Source organism: Streptomyces sp. MP131-18 (assembly GCF_001984575.1).
GTDB classification, from domain to species: domain Bacteria; phylum Actinomycetota; class Actinomycetes; order Streptomycetales; family Streptomycetaceae; genus Streptomyces; species Streptomyces johnsoniae.
In genome coordinates this window covers 6531400-6547688 of sequence record NZ_LZNS01000001.1, presented here as the reverse complement: position 1 = coordinate 6547688, position 16289 = coordinate 6531400, and the positions used below count along the sequence as shown (strand labels likewise).

Genomic DNA, 16289 nt, shown 5'->3' with positions numbered 1-16289 from the left:
GGACGTGGTGATGGGCGCGATCGTGGTGTTCGGCGCGGGAGGCAGGGCGGGGCGGCGGGCCGTCGCTGAGGCGCGGGCGCGGGGGCACGAGGTGACGGCGGTGGTGCGCGACCCGGCGCGGTACGGGGGCCCGGCGGACGGATCGGTGCGGGTGGTGGCGGGCGACGCTGCCGATACGGCATCGGTGGCGGCCGTGGTGCCGGGCCACGACGCGGTGGTGTCGGCCGCGGCGGTGTACCGGGAGGGGACGCGTCCCGACGTGTTCTTCCCCGCGTCGGCGCACGCGCTGCTCGCGGGGGCGCGCGGCGCGGGGGTGGGGCGGCTGGTAGTGGTGGGGCTGTCGGCGCTGCTGCCGGACGCGGCGGGGGTGCCGCTGCTTTCGGCGATACCGGAGGAGCACCGGCCGTTCTGCCGGGCGCACGGGGCGGGGCTGGAGGTGCTGCGTTCCGCCGGCGGCGACGTGGACTGGCTGTACGTGTCCCCGGCCGGGGACTTCGACCACGAGGGCGGGCGCGGCGGCACCTACCGGGTGGTGGCGGCGGGTGACATGGCGACCCGGATTTCCTATCAGGACTTCGCGGTTGCGCTGCTCGACGAGGTGGAGTCGCCCGCGCACCACCGGATGCACCTGGCCGTGACGGCCGGCTGACCGCCGGGCCGGGGCCGGGGGCAGCCATCGCCGCCCCCCGGCCCCGGCCCGGCGGCGTCACCGGCCGCGGACGTGCAGGGCGCGCCGCAGGTCGTCGAGCTGGTCGGCGAGGGGGCGGCGCAGGGCGGGGGTGAGGTCGGCGCGGCGCAGCGCGTCCTCGCCGAGCCGCAGGGTCCCGGCGTCGGTGAAGCCACGGGGGAACGCCTGGCGGCCGGCCAGGACGCCGAGCGTGTGCCCGCGGCGGGCGGCGACACCGACGGCGGCGGGGAAGTAGCGCGCGACCCACGGGGCGAGGAGGTCACGCTGCTCCGGCTGCCAGAAACCCTGCGCGGTGGCCGCGAAGAGGTAGTTGGACAGGGTGTCGGCCGGGTCGAACATGGCGTGCCAGGCTGTTTCCTTGGCGGCGGCGTCCGGAAGCGCGGCGCGGCAGCGGGCGGCGCCCTCCTCGCCGTTCGCGGTGACGTCCCGGGCGGCCTCGGCGGCGATCTCCTCCTCGGTGGTGGCGCCGAGGACGGCGAGCCGGCCGAGGAGGCGCCAGCGCAGTTCCGGGTCGAGCACCGGGCCGCCGGGCACGGTACCTGCCTCCCACCAGGAACGCAGCTGCCCCGGCTCGGTGGCGGCGTCGATGGCGGTGCGGGCGGCGAAGAGGCGGCGGGCAGGGTCGGTGACGGCCGCGCCGAGGAGGTCGCGGGCGAGGGCGGAGAGCGCCGCGAGCCCGGCCGGGCGCTGCTCCGGGGTGAGGTAGCGGTCGGTGACGGGGCCGCGGGCGAAGGCGACGACGGCTTCGAGGATGGCCGTGGACGGTTCCGCGGGCAGCAGGCGGCGGGCGGCGTCGAGGTAGGCGGCGGGGGCGAGTTCGCCGTCGCGCACCATGTCGCGGGCCGCGTTCCACACGACGGTGCGGGTGAGGGGCTCGGGCAGGTCGGACAGGACGCGCTGGGCGGTGTCCCAGGAGCGGGGGTCGAGGCGGACCTTGGCGTAGGTGAGGTCGCCGTCGTTGAGGACGAGGAGGTCGGGGCGCGGCCCGGGGAACGTGTGCTCGGTGGTGCCCTCGGCCGCGGGCAGTTCGATCTCGTGCCGGGCGCGCGGCGCGCCGTCGGCGTCGTAGACGCCGAGGCACAGCCGGTGCGGGCGCGCGCCGGCGTGCGCGAGGCGCAGCCGCCAGCCGTCCGCGTTCCCGTCCGCGTCTTCGTCCCCGTGCGCGTTCGTGCCCGTGCCCGTGCCCGCGTCGATCTGCGGGGTGAGGGTGTCCGGGCCGGTGGTGCGCAGCCAGGCGTCGGCCCACGCGGGGACGGAACGGCCGGAGGCGCGGGCCATGGAGTCGACGAAGTCGGCAAGCGTGGCGTTGGCGAACCGGTGACGCGTGAAGTGGTCGTTGACGCCGGCGAGGAACGCGTCCTCGCCGAGCCAGGTGACGAGTTGACGCAGCGCGGAGGCGCCCTTGGCGTAGGAGATGCCGTCGAAGTTGAGCAGCGCGGAGGCGGTGTCGGGGACCGCGTCGGGCTCGGGGGCGACGGGGTGGGTGGAGCCGCGTTGGTCGGCGTCGTAGCCGCGCTGCTTCTGGTCGGTGCAGAACTCGACCCACGGCCGGTGGTCGGTGGCGTCGGTGAGGACCTGGTAGCCGAGGTAGTCGGCGAAGGACTCGTTCAGCCAGATGTCGTCCCACCAGCGGAGGGTGACGAGGTTCCCGAACCACATGTGCGCCATCTCGTGCGCGACGACGACGCCCCGTACCTCGCGCTGGCTGTCGGTGACGGCGGAGCGGTGGATGTAGCCCTCGCGGAAGGTGACCAGGCCGGGGTTCTCCATGGCGCCGGCGTTGAACTCGGGGACGAACGCCTGGTCGTAGGAGTCGAACGGGTAGGGCTCGTCGAAGATTTCGTGGTAGCGGTCGAAGCAGCGCCGGGTGATGTCGAAGATCTCGTCGGCGTCCTTGTCGAGGTGCTCGGCGAGGGAACGCCGCACGTGGAGCCCGAAGGGCAGGCCGGCGTGCTCGGTGCGCACGGAGTGATAGGGCCCGGCGGCCACGGCCATCAAGTAGGTGCTGATGGGCGGGGTGGTGGCGCAGCGGTGGACTCCGGGCCGGCCCGCCACGGGGGTGACGCTGCCATTGCCGAGCACCGTCCAGCCTTCGGGCGCGGTGACGGTGACGTCGAAGACAGCCTTGAGGTCGGGCTGGTCGAAGGCGGCGAAGACGAGCGGGCAGTCGGCCAGGAAGCACATGCTGTACAGGTAGGTGAGGCCGTCGGCGGGGTCGGTGAAGCGGTGGATGCCCTCGCCGGTGCGGGAGTAGGGCATGTCCGCGGTGACCCGGAGCTCGTGGGTGCCGGCGGTGAGGCCGGTCAGCGGCAGCCTGCCGTCGGCGAGGGTGTCGGGGTCGAGGGCCCGGCCGTCGAGGGTGGCGCCGTGGAGCGCGGTGGACCGCAGTTCGGCGAAGGTGTCGCCGTCCCGACGCGCGGTGAAGCGGATGGTGGTGACGGAGGCGAACGTGTCCTCGCCGTGGGTGAAGTCGAGGTCGATCGCGTAGTGGTGGACGTCCAGGAGAGCCGATCGGGCTTCCGCTTCGAGGCGTGTCAGTGGGGCCATGGGGGCCATCGTGCCGCAGGGGCCGCGGGCGGTGCACGCAGATTGCGTGCCGCGCGGCCGGGCGCCGTTCCCCGGCGCCATACCGGAACCTGGCCGCCGGGAAATTGGTCCAGTCCAGAGCCTTGACGCTCCTGGGAGTCACGCCTTGAATCAAGCCCTGAGGCAGGCCCGCGGCGCCGGCCGGCGGCCCGCCCGGGACGGCCGCGAGTGACCGTTCCTCCGCGGGACACCGTCCCCCGGAGCCTCCCGCCGGTCACTCGCGGCCCTACTCGTGCGGCGGCGTGCAGCGCACCTCGGAGGTGCAGTAGTAGCCGCGCCCCTTGCAGTGCCAGCACCGGTGCGGCGCGGCAACCCCGTGCACCGGCCCGGACGCGGGAACGTACAGCGTCTCGCGGAACTCCACGCGCTGCCCGGTGCATGCCTGGCACTGGTGGTGCGGACCTGGGCAGTCGTCCTCTGGCTCGGCCATCCCGTTCCCTCGCACTCGTACGCACCCGGCGGGCACGCCGGGTCTACGGTAAACGCCCCACGGCCCACCGAGTTCAGCGGCGCCTGCGGGCGAGACGCGGGTCGGTGCGACGCGCGGCCCACAGAATGGTGGTGCGGGTCACAGTGAACGACTCCCCCGAGTCGAACAGCAGCCGCTTCGCGCCGCCGCGCAGCTCGGTCATATCCGCCACGGTGAACCGGTGGCCGCCAACCATCACCTGATCCCCACGGGCGATGGCGGCGTCCCGGAAGCCGTGTCCCAGAAGTCCGAGTGCAGTCTGTCGGCGAGTTCGTTGATCGGGGAGGACCGACGACGCTCGCGGTTGCGCAGCTCCGCAGCCACTCTCCGCGCCGTCGCGTGGTGGCGCATCCACTCCGGAGCGGCTTTCTCGGCGACCAGCAGCGCACGCACTGCGGCCTCGTCGTTCTTCTCGTCCACGTGGGCGATGGCCCGGTCCACGTGGAAGCGAGCAGCCCACGTCGGAGGGAGTGAGCCCGCGTCGTGCACCGCGCGTGCCTCCCGCAGGGCCTGTCCGCCCTTCTCCGTCTCGACCAGGAAATTGACCTTGGCCACGCCCGGATTGGCCGGGCCGAAGGGGATCGCGTACACGAGCTGGTTCCTGCCGATTCGAGCGGCCGCCGCACCTGCCATGCTCAGCAGCTCCTCGACCGCGCCTTCCTTCTCCCGGCGGACGGCAGCCGTGGCCGCTCTGAGCAGGAGAATGCCCCACAGCGCAAGATCAAGCGGCTGAGACTTGAACGTGGGCTCGATCTTCTCCGCATACGCGAGAGCAACACCTTCGGCGTCGGCAAGGCGGCCCTGTTTCGTGAAGATCCACGCCGAAGTGGAAATGCCGACCGACTCCGAGTGCGGATCGTCGGACTGGCCGACCGCGTGCAGGGAGCGCTCAAGCGCGGTGAATGCCGCGTCCTCCTTGCCGAGCGCGGCCAGCGTGGTGGCGGCGACCTGGTACGCCTCGGCCGGCACGGACCACGCGGCCGCCCGCTCCGGCCCCTCGTGGGCATGCACTGCTGTCCGGGCGTCACGGATCAACTGCGGTAGCAGCGTACCGGTTTCCCCCATGCGCCCCTCGCGCCGAATCCGCTCCGCGGAGCGCAGCGATGCGCGCAGCTGCCCGATGGTCGGTGGCGTTTCGGGATCGGGGTTCCTCTCCGAGCAGGTGGGAGACGGGAGATACGGCCTGCCGCAGGGGCCAGAACGGACGGCGCGTCCCCGTCCTCGCGCGCCTCGAACGTGGTGGGCTGGCCGACCAGGACGGACGGCTCCACGTCCATGGCGCGCGCGAGCGCATTGAGCGTCGTGAGCCGCGCGGTTTGCCGTTGCCCCTGTTCGAGCTTGCGCACCGTGTCTGCCGACAGCCCCGATTTCTCGGCGAGCTGTTCCTGCGTCAGCTTGCGTCTGTTCCGGAGCCGCGCGATGCGGTCGCCGATGCCCGCGTTCTCGTCGGATTGCATGTCCACCCCGGCCAGCAGGTCGCTCCACCACGCTAGGTCCGCATGGTCACGGCTGTGTAGAGCTGCCGGTGATCCGCACCCGAACCCGCGAGCGCGGCACGGCGACGGCGTGCCGCGCCTCCGGCAGGCGGCTGGTCGGCGTAACCCGCGGAAGGTCGTCGTCACCCTGTGCCGCAGGTGTCGTACGCCGCCGTCGGCACCGGCGTCGGCGGACAGGGGCCGGCCCCCGGCGGTCAGTCCGCGTTGCCGGGGCCGCCGGCGGTCGTGGCTTCGCTGGCGAGCGTCTCGTGGTGGCGGATGACCTCGGCGATGATGAAGTTCAGCAGCTTCTCCGCGAAGGCGGGGTCGAGTTTCGCGTTCTCCGCGAGCTGGCGCAGCCGCGTGATCTGGCGGGCCTCTCGGGCGGGGTCGGCGGCGGGGAGGCTGTGCTCGGCCTTGAGCTGGCCGACCCGCTGCGTGCATTTGAACCGTTCGGCCAGGATATGAATGATGGCTGCGTCGATGTTGTCGATGCTGTCCCGCAGCGTGTCCAGCTCCGCGCGCACGTCCTCGTCGAGGTCCCCGGGGCCTTGGCGGCCCTGTCCGGTACTGCTGCTGTTCATGTGCACCACCCTATGCTGCACATCGTGATCGCAACTTTGCAGTGCACGGTGATCGACTGTCCGAGTCCGATCGCGCTTGGCCGCTTCTACCGGGAGATCCTGGGCTGGAAGCTGGACGGGAGTGACCCGTCCTGGGTCACCCTGACGTCGCCCGGCGGCCAGCGGCTGGCTTTCCAGGCGGCGCCGGACCACCGGCCGCCCCGGTGGCCGGACCCGGAACATCCGCAGCAGTTCCACCTGGACTTCGACGTGCCGACGCGCGACGACATCGATGCGGCGCACGAGCGGGTGATCGCGCTCGGCGCGACGTTCCTGCACGACAGCGGCGGACAGACCAGCGGATTCCGGGTCTTCTCCGACCCTGCCGGTCACCCTTTCTGTTTGTGCTACGGCCAGATGTGAGCCGAGCTACCGCGCGGGCTCCGCAGAGCCAGCAGGATCCGGTGCAGCTCGGTGCGATCGTGAGGCGAAATCTTCGCCAGCCTGCGGTGGAACTCCGTCGCGAGCACCGCGAGCGCGCGGTCCCGCGCCACCTCCCCTTCGGCAGTCAGTACCACGCGACCTCGAAGACCCGGTCTTCCTCCTCGTCGACAACAGCATCAAATGGCAAGCGATGCCCGCGGTCTTCCTCTTGGTTACGTGGAATCACGCGCCGGAGGATGCGGGCTCTTCTCCGAGCGCGGACCCGCTGCCGCCCGGGGCGAGCCGGTCCGGGACTCAGGCTGCGGTGGTCATGCCGTCGGCGATCTTCGCGGCGAGTTCGCGAGCACGGTCGTGGGCGTCGGCCATGGATGCCTCGTGCATCGGAAGCAGCGCAGCCAGCGCCGGTGCGTGGGGGGCCATGGTCAGCTCGGGGATCACGGTGGTGACGTCGAGGCCGAGCATGTCCTCGTGGCCGAGCAGCGCCTCGATGATGGGTATGACGTAGTCCAGGCCGTGCCTGGGAGCGCCGGGGCCGTAGCTGCCACCCCGGGCCGAGATCACCACGGCGGGCCGCCCGGCAACTTGAGAGGGACCTTCGTGGTTGACGGTGTGGCCGAAGACGATGATCTGGTCGAGCCACGCCTTGAACACCGACGGCATTGTCAGGTTGTACATCGGCACCGTGAAGAGGTAGGCGCCCGCGCCGAGGAACTCCTCGATCAGTGTGTCCTGCATCGCGGCCGCGGCAGACTGCTCGTCGGTGTGCTGGGAGGGGTCGGTGACGCGTGCGGTGATGCCGGCCGCGCTGATGTGGGGCACGGGCGCGGCCGCGAGGTCACGGTGAACGACCTTGCCGTCCCAGCCTTCGAGAAAGGACTGGGCGACCTGACGGGAGACCGAGGCCTCGCCGAGCGAGGAGGAGTCGATGTGAAGCAGGTAAGACATGGGTCGGTTCCTTTCAGAGTGGTTTGAGAGCGCGCTCAGGTGATCCGAGAGCGGCCCGTAGCCGTGAAGTGGTGTGTGGTCGCCCCGTGGGCGTTACATACTGGTAGTGCGGTTGCACCCGGATGAGAGGTAATCGAGATGGCGTCAGCGCGACAGATCAGCGGTCCGTGCCAGGCATGGCCGGAGGACAGCGCCTTTATCCGTGAGGTACTCGACCGCATCGGCGACAAGTGGACGGTGTTGACCATCAGCACCCTGAACGCCGGCTCGCTGCGCTACTCCGACTTGCAGGCGAGCATCGCAGGGATCTCCCAGCGGATGCTGACCCAGACGCTCAAGCATCTTGAGCGCGACGGCCTGATTACCCGGACCGCGTACGCCGAGGTCCCGCCGCGAGTGGAGTACGCGCTGACGGACCTGGGCCGGTCACTGATGGACGCGGTGACGACGATGGTCAGTTGGGCCGCCGACCACCACAGCGAGATCGCCGGCAACCGGGCCGCCAGCGAGCTGACCGGAGTCGGCCGAGGCAAGGGCGCGGTCAGCGCGTCGGCAGGCTGAGGTGTCCGTGGCGCTCATCGCTCCGTAGCGTCGGGCACCTCGGCACCGGCCCGGCCACCTGCTCCAGCAACTGGCCGTAGACCGGGACCTTCTGGGCGCCCGGGGCGGCCACCCGGCGGTCGAGGACGACGAATGGGACGCCAGTGGCGCCCAGCGCCAGGCCCTCGGTCCGGTCGGCGCGCACGCGGTCGGCGTACTCGTTGCCCGCGAGGATCTCGCGGACTCGCTGCCCGTCCAGCCCGGCCGACTCCGCGACGCCTGCCAGGGCGTCCGAGTCGTAGGGGTTGAGGGTGCCCGCGAAGAAGCCGTCCTGGACGTCGGAGAAAAGCTCGAACCCGCGGCCCTGGTCGCCTGCGTACTGCACCACGCGGTGCAGGTCGAAGGTGCTGGCGCTGAGACGGTCCGGAGAGAACGCGAGCCCCTCTCTGCGTGCGATCGCCTGGATTTGACGCTCGGCCCGGAGGAAGTGGGCGGCGGTACCGCCGTGGGCCCGGATGAATGCCTTCTCGATCGTCTCCAGCTCCTGCGGTGCGGTCGGGTTCAGTTCGAAGGACCGCATCCTGACATCGAACCTGTCCGCATCCGGGCGCTGCGCGATCGCGACCTGGAGCCGGTGCTGACCGACATAGCACCACGGGCAGCCCAGGTCAGACCACACCTCGATGACGACCTGCGCCCCCTCGGGGCGCGTTACCCGCTCAACCATCTCTCTCCCTCACCTCACTAGTAGTGCGTAACACCATCATGAGTGAGTAAGAGAGGGCTTACAAAAGGCACTTTCAAGTGCGTGGGCACCGCGAACCGGCTGCACGTGGCCGCGTTCGTGAAGGAGTTGGCCACGCGACCGAGCCGCCGCGGGGGCGACGTCGTCGCGCTCGACTCGGGGGCCGGACTGGCGAACGCGACACTGCATCAGCGTCTGGTGCCGGTCCGGCAGTTCTGCGGCTTCCTCATCGAAAAGGGACTGCGGGAGCCCCACCCGGTCGGAGCTGCCGCGCATAGTGATGCTCGCCCGGGGCCCCGCCGGATGACGGCCACCGCGACGCGTCCGGACCGGGGGACCCGGTCAAGTCGCGTGCACAGCTCCTACCTGTGATTTCCCGCCTCGGGGACGCCGGAGCGATGCGCTCGCTCGTACAGCGGGCCGGTGATCGCGCTGGTCAGCGGTGGCCCGGCCAGGTATCGGACGCAGTCGGCGGAGTCCCCCTCCTGGCACCAGTCCCCGGCGGCGTTCATGTGCCTGCCCCGGGTGTTCAGGCCGACCACCACGCCCGTTCCGGCCTCGGGGTCGAAGTCGGCGAAACGGGGACCGCCGCTCGCGCCGCCCCCCATGTCGCAGGGGATGCCGCGTGTGTCACTCGGGTTCGGCGCCTCCGGGTGGTCCGGCAACGCCTGGCTCGTGCCCCAGCAGTGGGCGAGCCGCAGGCCGACGAACTCCGGGCGCCCCTGCTGCGCCGGGTCCCCGGTCGCGCGGGGATAGCCGAACTCCTGGACTGGCTCGCCGACTTCCGGATCGAAGGCGAGTTCATGAACGGCGCCGACCGCATCGGCGACCCGCTCGCCCTCCTCGTTCTCCCCGAGCACCAGGAAGGACTGGTCGTAGTCGATCGCCTCACCACTGGCCACCCAGCGCGCGTCCACGACGCCGGAGACGGCGGGGAAGGCGCCGAAGGGCATCTCACCGTCGTGGAATCCCGGGACGAAGAGAAGCCCCTCGGCCCACCGGGCGTTCTCACCCAGCAGGTCGTGCGTCACGACGCAGTGGCCAGCCGTCACCACGGTGCTCCGATTGGCGCTCTCCACGACGGTGGCCGTGCAGCTGGAGTCCTCGCCGCCGTGGTCGACGTAGAAGAGTCTGCCCACCGTCGTGGACACCGCTCCGTCACCCGAGTAGGCCGCGCCTGCCGGGCCAGGGGACGGCGGCAGGTCAGAGGGTTCCTGGTGGGGCACCTCGGCGATCCGTTCCGCGGTCCAGTAGTCGCGCACCTGCTGCTGCTTCGCGGCGGTGTCCGCCAACGGCTGGGACACGACATTGTCGGCGGCATCGGCCGGTTGGGCCGCCGCGCCGGTCTCCCGGGCGGCGGTATCGCTCCGTGCGTCGGTGTCCAGGGCCAGGGCCTGGGCGGAGAGCCCCGCCGTCAGCGCCAGGGTCGCGACCGCCGCCACGGTGGTCGCGGCCCTGCTCCGTGGATTCAGAAATCCTGTCATGCGGCTAGAGACCCCGCGCCGGCCACGCCGGTTGTGTTGATCACACGAAGGTTTCGCGGAGTTCGGTAAGCGTACGCACGCGCAACGCGCACACCTGCGTCGGCGACGAGCGATCTGCCGGCGCGACCGTTGGACCACCGTCCTGGACACCGTCGTCCCCAGTGCGGAGCCGATGACGCGGCCGTCACCACCCGCCAGTGGCCGCGGCGTCGTCGCGGCGGCTCGTGGCCGCCGGCCAGTGGACGGGGACGCCCAGCCGGCGCCGGGGACAGGCGCCCACGGCGCGTGATGACGTAGGACGCGTCCTGGCCATCGGTGAGGCAGACGCACCCCGACTCTCCACAGGAGGGCACGCAAAGAAGGGCACGGACAACCGCACGGCCGCCTTCGGTCCGGTGGCCGCCGACTGAATTCTCCGCCGTCCGGAACCGCTCACCGATGTCGAACAGCTACGGCCCAAGGCCGTCCTGACCACGTGTCCCAAGCGCGAGGCCCTCGCCGATCACGTCCGGTCCTCGGCCCGCATGCTCACCGAGCGCGAAGGCGAACGGCTTCCGCAGTGGCTCGAGGCCGTCCACCCCGACGACCTGCCCAGCCCCCACCCTCTCGGCACCGGTATCGCCCGCGACCGCGACGCCTTCATCGCCGGCCTCTCCCTGCCCTGGAACTCCGGCGTCGTCGAAGGACACGTCAACCGCATCTCCCACGGAATCAGATTTGTTCAGTCTGCGCTGCTTTGCCCTGCCGGACGTCGACGATCGGCAGGAGTCGCGCCGTGCCGGGTGCCTCGATCTGGCGAGGAGTTGGTCGATCGCGGTCCGACCGTCGGTGACTCCATCATGCTTGCCGGACCCGCCCCATCTGGCGGTGTTGGTCACGTCCCGGCGTTGTCAGGGCCGCTCTCGCCCGCCCCGCCGTCAGCCGGATCAGGCTGCCCTCAGCTACAACCTCGCTGCTGCGACGGCCGGTTGATGCAGGTCTTCCACTTCCACTCGAACCAATAGCGCCTCACAGCGCAAACGGAAGCCGAGCCAGAACCCGGACTCCGGTCTGGCGTCGGTCGATAAGATCAATCGGACGTATTCAAGGCACGTCACGATGGCACGTCACGACGGAGGCAGTCATGGACCCACTCGCCCCCGGTCATCCGGCTTCCGTGGGCCCGTACCGGCTGCTGGGGCGGCTCGGGGCCGGGGGGATGGGGGTGGTTTTCCTCGGGCGTTCGCCGAACGGCCGGACGGCGGCCGTCAAGCTGGTGCACGCCGAGTTGGCCGCCGACCCGGAGTTCCGCCGCCGCTTCCGGCAGGAGGTGGGCGCCGCGCAGCGGGTCAGCGGGCAGTGGACCGCGCCGGTGCTGGACAGTGACACGGAGTCGGCCGTGCCCTGGGTCGCCACCGGGTACGTGCCCGGGCCCTCGCTGACCCATGTGGTCGAGGGCCTGTACGGCGCGCTCCCCGAGGAATCGGTCTGGTCACTGACCGACGGGCTCGCCCGGGCGCTGATCGATATTCACGGGAACGGGCTGATCCACCGCGACCTCAAGCCGTCCAACGTGCTGGTCACCCTGGAGGGCCCGAAGGTCATCGACTTCGGCATCGCCCGCGCGGTCGACGCCAGCCTGGCCACGCGCACCGGTTCCATGGTCGGCTCGCCCGGCTACATGCCGCCCGAACAGATCCGCAGTGAGCAACTGACGGGCGCCGCGGATGTGTTCGCGTTCGGTGCCGTACTGGTCTTCGCCGCCACCGGGACCGGTCCTTTCCACGCCGGTGAGCCGGCGGTCCACACGCTGCTGTACCGCGTGGTGCACGAGGAGCCGGAGCTGGGCCCGGAGTCGGGGCCGCTGTCGGGGCCGCTGCGCGAGCTGGCGGAGCGCTGCCTCGCGAAGGATCCGGCCCAACGTCCCGCGGTCGAGGAGATTCTGCGGCTGACGGCCGGGCGCGCCGCCGTGGACGCCGACAGCGGTCTGTGGCTGCCCGCGACGCTGACGGCCCGGCTGGGCCGGGACGCGGCCGGGCTCCTGGCCCTTGAAGGGCCTTCGCCGACGGCGTTCGACCAGCCGGCACTGCCGCCGCCCGCCGCGCCGACCACCGCGCCGCCCGCCGCGCCGCCCGCCGCCCGGAAGCGGCGCGGCCTGGGGTTGGGGGCCGCCGCTGTCGCCGCCGTGGTGGCCGTGACGGCCGTGGTCGTGGCCACCCGGTCCTCCGGCGACGAGGAGCCGCGGGCCGGAAACGAGCAGAACGGGCAAAATGGGCAGGAGCAGAACGGGCAGGAGCAGAACGGGAACGAGCCGCAGGAGCAGCCGCAGGAGGAGCCGCAGGAGCAGGAGAACGACGCCCCGCTGCACGATCTGCTGCCCGCTGACATCCGGGAGTCGGGCGAGATCGAGGTCCTCACCGGGGTGAATTCCCCACCGCTCTTGTTCCGCGACGAGGCGGACGACTTCGCCGGGGTCGAGCACGAGCTGGCCGACGCGCTCGGCGAACAGCTGGGCGTGGAGTTCCACTTCCAACAGGTCGACTACGGCTCGCTGCTCCAGTACCTGGCCACGCAGGGCGCGGCGGGGCAGAGCGGGACGGTCGGCATGGGGGCGCTGCCCGACACGGCGGAGAGCCGCGACGGCCTGTACCTGGACTTCGTCAACCACTACCGGGACGGCTGGGTGCTGATGGTCCCGGCGGAGGATGCGGCGCGCGTCGACGCGCCGGGCGACCTGTGCGGCGGGACCGTCGCCACCTACGACTTCGACGAGCCGAAGGAGATCGTCGGCCGGTACAGCGGGGGTTGCGCCGAGCCGATCGAGTTCTCCGGCCGCGCCGACGTCACGGAGATGGCGGACGCCGTGCGCGGCGGTGATGCCGATGCCGTCTTCGTGTCGTACTCGACGGCCTCCGGCTTCCTCGCCGACGGGCGACACGACGACCTGGCCATCACGGGCGAGCAGATCGACGTCCAGCCCTACGGCATCGCCCTGCCCCAGGCGGACGAGGGGTTGCGCGACGCGCTCACGGAGGCGTTGCAGTCGCTCATCGACGACGGCACCTACGGTGAGATCCTCCAGGAGTGGAACGTGCCGGACGTGGCGGTTGACTCCGCGACGGTCAACACCGGGGACTGACGCGGCGCGGTCAGCGGATCGCGCCGGACGCGAGGCCGCCGGCGAGGCGGCGCTGCACGAGCACGAAGAAGATCAGCACCGGCAGGGTGATCAGCGTGGAGCCGGCCATGACCGCCCCCCAGTCGGTGCTGTACTGGCCGAAGAAGCGGTGCAGCCCGACGGCCGCCGTGTACTTGCTGTCGTCCTGCATGAACACGAACGCGAAGATGAACTCGTTCCAGGCCGTGATGAACGCGAAGATGCTGGTGGCGACGAGCCCGGGTGCCACCAGCGGCAGCAGGACCGAGCGGAACATGCGCCACCAGCCGCAGCCGTCCAGGTAGGCGGCCTCCTCGACTTCGCTCGGCACCGCGGCGACGAATCCGCGCAGGGTCCAGACGGCGAACGGCAGGGAGAACGCGAGGTAGACGATCGTCAGGCCGATGAGGCTGTTGAGGAGTTCGAGGTCGCGCATCTGGAGGAACAGCGGGATCACCAGCGCCTCAAGGGGCACCATCTGCACCACCAGGATCATGACCAGCACCTTGGTGCGCATCCGGAAGCGGAAGCGGGCGACGGCGACGGCGGCGAAGAGGGCCAGCAAGCCGGACAGCAGCACGGTGCCGAGGCCGACCAGCGCGGAGTTCGCGAGGTAGCGGGTGAACTCCCCCTCGTTCAGGACCTGCCGGAAGTGGTCAAGCGTGAAGCCCGCGGGCAGCACCTCGGAGCCGCGGTGGTCGGCATCGGGGTCGAACGCCGAGGAGATCATCCAGTAGACCGGGAACAGCGTGAAGACCAGCAGCGCCGCCACGGCCGCCGCGATGCCGATGCGCCCTGCGGTGGAGGTGCGGCGGGTCACGGTTCGTCCTTCTCCCTGGACAGTGCACGCACGTACACGACGGTGATGGCGAGCAGCAGCAGGGTCAGCAGCACGGCGATGGCGGAGCCCGTGCCGTACTCGTTCCTGCTGAACGACTGGATGTAGGACCAGACGCCGAGGTTGAGCACGTCCTCGTTCGCGCCCGCGCCGCCCGGCATCAGGTAGATCTGCGCGAACACCTTGAAGTCCCAGATGATCGACAGGATGGTCACGACCGCGAACGCGGGCCTGATGGTGGGCACGGTGATCAGCCAGAAGCGCTGCCACGGCCCGGCGCCGTCGCAGACGGCCGCCTCGGGCAGCTCCCTGGGGATGGTGAGGAGCGCGGCGTAGAGGGTGATGGCCACGAAGGGGAAGCCGTGGTGGACGACGTTGAGCGTGGCGATGGCGTAGAACGACCAGCGGTCGGTGAACCAGTTGGTTTCCCGCGGCTCGATGAGGCCGAGCCCGTCCAGGCCGCCGCTGACGACGCCGTCGAGCGGGTCGAAGATCCAGATCCACACGTAGGTGCCGGTGACGGCGGGCATCGCCCAGGCCATCATGATGACGGTGGAGCAGATGACGCGCCACACCCGCCCCAGGCGCTGGAGCAGCAGCGCGACCAGGGTGCCGACGACGAGGGTGAGGCCGACGCAGGCACCGGCGAAGAAGACCGTGTTGGGCAGCACGGTCTTCCACAGGAACGAGTCGCCGAGGATGTCGCGGTAGTTGTCGAGCCCGGTGTAGTTGCTCTCGCCCGTGTTGATCTGCCGCAGCCCGTAGTCCTGGAACGACAGCAGCACGACGCGCGCCAGCGGCCAGAACAGCAGCACGGCGAGCACCGTGAGGGCGGGTGCGAGCAGCAGCCAGGGTCGCAGCGCGCGGCCGGTCGCGGCGCGGCGCGCGCTGCGCGGGGCGCGCCCCCCGCGCGGCGGCCGGGCCTTGACCGGGCGGTCAGCCGCCAAAGGTCTCGTCCATGGCCGCGGCGGCCTCGTCGGCGGCCTCCTGCGCCGAACGGTCGCCGGACAGGATCGACTGGAGCATGCCCTGCACGACCTGCTCGCCCTGGATCGCGCCGTACCGGTCCGTCACCGGCAGGCTGGCGCCGGCTTCGAGCATCGCTTGCGCGAACGGCGCGACGAGCGGGTCGGCCTCCTGCTGGACCTCTTCGAGCAGGGACTGCTGCCCGGGGAAGTAGCCGGACTGCTCGGCCCAGGCGGCGGCGTGTTCGCCGGTGGTCATCATGCTGATGAGTTCCCAGGCCAGTTCAGGCTCGTCGCTGCCGAACTCGCCCAGCAGGGAGCCGCCGACGAACGAGGGGCTGAAGCCGCCGTCCTGCCCCGGCACGGGGACGACGCCGATCCGGTCGGCCCACGCGGGGTCGTCGGCGATCAGCGTGTTGACGGTCCAGTTGCCGTTGATGACCATGGCGGAGTCACCGTTCTGGAAGCTTTCCAGCTGGTCGGTCTCCAGCCAGGTTTCCGCGGCGGCGACCGACAGGCCGTCCTCGGTGGCCAGCGAGGTGTAGAACTCGATGCCCTCGACGGCCTCCGGCGCGTTGATGGCCGACCGCCACTGTCCGTCGCCGGTCTGCTCGGCGATCTCGCCGCCCGCGCCCCACACGAACGGGTACAGGCCGTACTCGCTGCCGCCGCTGACCGGGAACGGGATCATGTCCGGCTCCGAAACGCGCAGTTGCCGGGCCACCTCGCGCAGTTCCTGCCACGTGGTGGGCGGCTGGAGGTCGTGCTCGGCGAAGATGTCGGAGCGGTACATGAGGGAGCGGATGCCCGCGTACCAGGGCATGCCGTAGACGGCGCCGTCCACCTGCGCCGCCTCGTACAGGCCAGGCACCAGATCGTCGCCGAGGCCGTCGGCCTCGATCTGCTCCGCGAGGTCGGTCAGGGCCCCTGCCGCGCCGAACTCCGGCGCCCAGGTGGTGCCGATCTCGGCGACGTCGGGCAGCTCGCCGCCGGCCATCGCGGTCGTGAACCGGTCGTGCGCGTCCGCCCACTGGATGAACTGCACCTCGAGCGTGGCGCCGGTCCGTTCGGTGAACGCGGCCTGGAGCTCCGCCACGTAGGGGCCGGCGTCCGGGTTGGTGCCCTCCATGATCCAGACTTCGAGAGTCGGCCCGCCGCTCGCGCCGTCGTCCCCGTCGTCGCCACCGCAGGCCGTGACCAGGCCCAGGGAGAGCACCGCGGCGCCGGTGGCCAGACGCCGAAGGGCCGTTCTGGAGGCGCGCCCCCGGAAAGATTGACGCATGGCCGGTCCCCTCCGCAAAGGTCGTGGGATCTTCGAGCCGGGCTGGGCGTCTGATTGTGACAGTGCCGGGTGCGGGCCACCAGATGGTCACATCACGGAACGGCACCGTTTGTGGGCTGGACCACTGAC

Annotated in this window: 15 protein-coding genes and 1 pseudogene; 5 read left to right on the top strand and 11 right to left on the bottom strand. The window is 71.3% G+C overall.

The genetic code is table 11. The features are described from left to right. Window positions 1-10: 10 nt before the first annotated feature. A complete protein-coding gene (locus tag STBA_RS29215; RefSeq protein ID WP_077063685.1) occupies window positions 11-649 on the top strand; it encodes an NAD(P)H-binding protein in 639 nt (212 codons plus the stop codon). 57 nt (window positions 650-706) lie between these two features. On the opposite strand, the gene pepN is transcribed toward STBA_RS29215, so the two are convergent. The 5 genes and pseudogenes from pepN to STBA_RS29195 form a co-directional block, all read right to left on the bottom strand. Next, complete coding sequence (gene pepN, locus STBA_RS29210) at window positions 707-3235, bottom strand: aminopeptidase N (protein WP_077062056.1); 2529 nt, start codon at window positions 3233-3235, stop codon at window positions 707-709. Window positions 3236-3500: 265 nt separating this feature from the next. Next, the gene (locus tag STBA_RS29205) at window positions 3501-3704 is read right to left on the bottom strand and encodes a hypothetical protein (RefSeq protein ID WP_077062055.1); all 204 of its coding nucleotides are present in this window, start codon (window positions 3702-3704) and stop codon (window positions 3501-3503) included. A gap of 73 nt (window positions 3705-3777) precedes the next feature. Next, entirely contained in the window at window positions 3778-3906 is a 129-nt protein-coding gene (locus STBA_RS39350) for a hypothetical protein (RefSeq protein WP_290443931.1), read from the bottom strand. 32 nt (window positions 3907-3938) lie between these two features. Then, window positions 3939-5200 (bottom strand): annotated as a pseudogene (locus tag STBA_RS38085) (helix-turn-helix domain-containing protein). A gap of 233 nt (window positions 5201-5433) precedes the next feature. Beyond that, window positions 5434-5802: a chorismate mutase gene (locus STBA_RS29195; RefSeq protein WP_077062054.1), complete on the bottom strand. Its 369-nt coding sequence runs from the start codon at window positions 5800-5802 to the stop codon at window positions 5434-5436. A gap of 24 nt (window positions 5803-5826) precedes the next feature. On the opposite strand from STBA_RS29195, the gene STBA_RS29190 reads away from it, so the two are divergent. Continuing rightward, on the top strand, window positions 5827-6204 hold the full coding sequence (locus STBA_RS29190; protein ID WP_077063684.1) for a VOC family protein: 378 nt from the start codon (window positions 5827-5829) through the stop codon (window positions 6202-6204). 315 nt (window positions 6205-6519) lie between these two features. On the opposite strand, the gene STBA_RS29185 is transcribed toward STBA_RS29190, so the two are convergent. Beyond that, complete coding sequence (locus STBA_RS29185) at window positions 6520-7170, bottom strand: NAD(P)H-dependent oxidoreductase (RefSeq protein ID WP_077062053.1); 651 nt, start codon at window positions 7168-7170, stop codon at window positions 6520-6522. A gap of 138 nt (window positions 7171-7308) precedes the next feature. On the opposite strand from STBA_RS29185, the gene STBA_RS29180 reads away from it, so the two are divergent. Next, the gene (locus tag STBA_RS29180; RefSeq protein WP_077062052.1) at window positions 7309-7731 is read left to right on the top strand and encodes a helix-turn-helix domain-containing protein; all 423 of its coding nucleotides are present in this window, start codon (window positions 7309-7311) and stop codon (window positions 7729-7731) included. Here the strand turns inward: STBA_RS29180 and STBA_RS29175 are convergent. Then, window positions 7712-8437: a DsbA family oxidoreductase gene (locus STBA_RS29175; protein ID WP_079252223.1), complete on the bottom strand. Its 726-nt coding sequence runs from the start codon at window positions 8435-8437 to the stop codon at window positions 7712-7714. The two genes, STBA_RS29180 and STBA_RS29175, sit on opposite strands and share 20 nt — an antisense overlap. 81 nt (window positions 8438-8518) lie before the next feature. On the opposite strand from STBA_RS29175, the gene STBA_RS39075 reads away from it, so the two are divergent. Then, the gene (locus STBA_RS39075; RefSeq protein WP_253195080.1) at window positions 8519-8827 is read left to right on the top strand and encodes a hypothetical protein; all 309 of its coding nucleotides are present in this window, start codon (window positions 8519-8521) and stop codon (window positions 8825-8827) included. Here the strand turns inward: STBA_RS39075 and STBA_RS29165 are convergent. Then, the gene (locus tag STBA_RS29165; protein ID WP_216355987.1) at window positions 8818-9939 is read right to left on the bottom strand and encodes a peptidase; all 1122 of its coding nucleotides are present in this window, start codon (window positions 9937-9939) and stop codon (window positions 8818-8820) included. The genes STBA_RS39075 and STBA_RS29165 overlap by 10 nt on opposite strands. Window positions 9940-11062: 1123 nt before the next feature. Here STBA_RS29165 and STBA_RS29155 point away from each other — a divergent pair. Then, entirely contained in the window at window positions 11063-13057 is a 1995-nt protein-coding gene (locus STBA_RS29155) for a serine/threonine-protein kinase (RefSeq protein WP_077062050.1), read from the top strand. A gap of 10 nt (window positions 13058-13067) precedes the next feature. On the opposite strand, the gene STBA_RS29150 is transcribed toward STBA_RS29155, so the two are convergent. Genes STBA_RS29150 through STBA_RS29140 form a run of 3 tightly spaced genes read right to left on the bottom strand, consistent with a single transcriptional unit; the run spans window position 13068 to window position 16160 of the window. Next, on the bottom strand, window positions 13068-13895 hold the full coding sequence (locus STBA_RS29150) for a carbohydrate ABC transporter permease (RefSeq protein WP_077062049.1): 828 nt from the start codon (window positions 13893-13895) through the stop codon (window positions 13068-13070). Next, window positions 13892-14860: a sugar ABC transporter permease gene (locus STBA_RS29145; protein ID WP_077062048.1), complete on the bottom strand. Its 969-nt coding sequence runs from the start codon at window positions 14858-14860 to the stop codon at window positions 13892-13894. Before STBA_RS29145 ends, STBA_RS29150 begins: the two co-directional genes overlap by 4 nt. Continuing rightward, window positions 14850-16160: a sugar ABC transporter substrate-binding protein gene (locus STBA_RS29140; protein ID WP_077062047.1), complete on the bottom strand. Its 1311-nt coding sequence runs from the start codon at window positions 16158-16160 to the stop codon at window positions 14850-14852. The genes STBA_RS29145 and STBA_RS29140 overlap by 11 nt, the downstream gene beginning before the upstream one ends. Window positions 16161-16289: the final 129 nt, after the last annotated feature.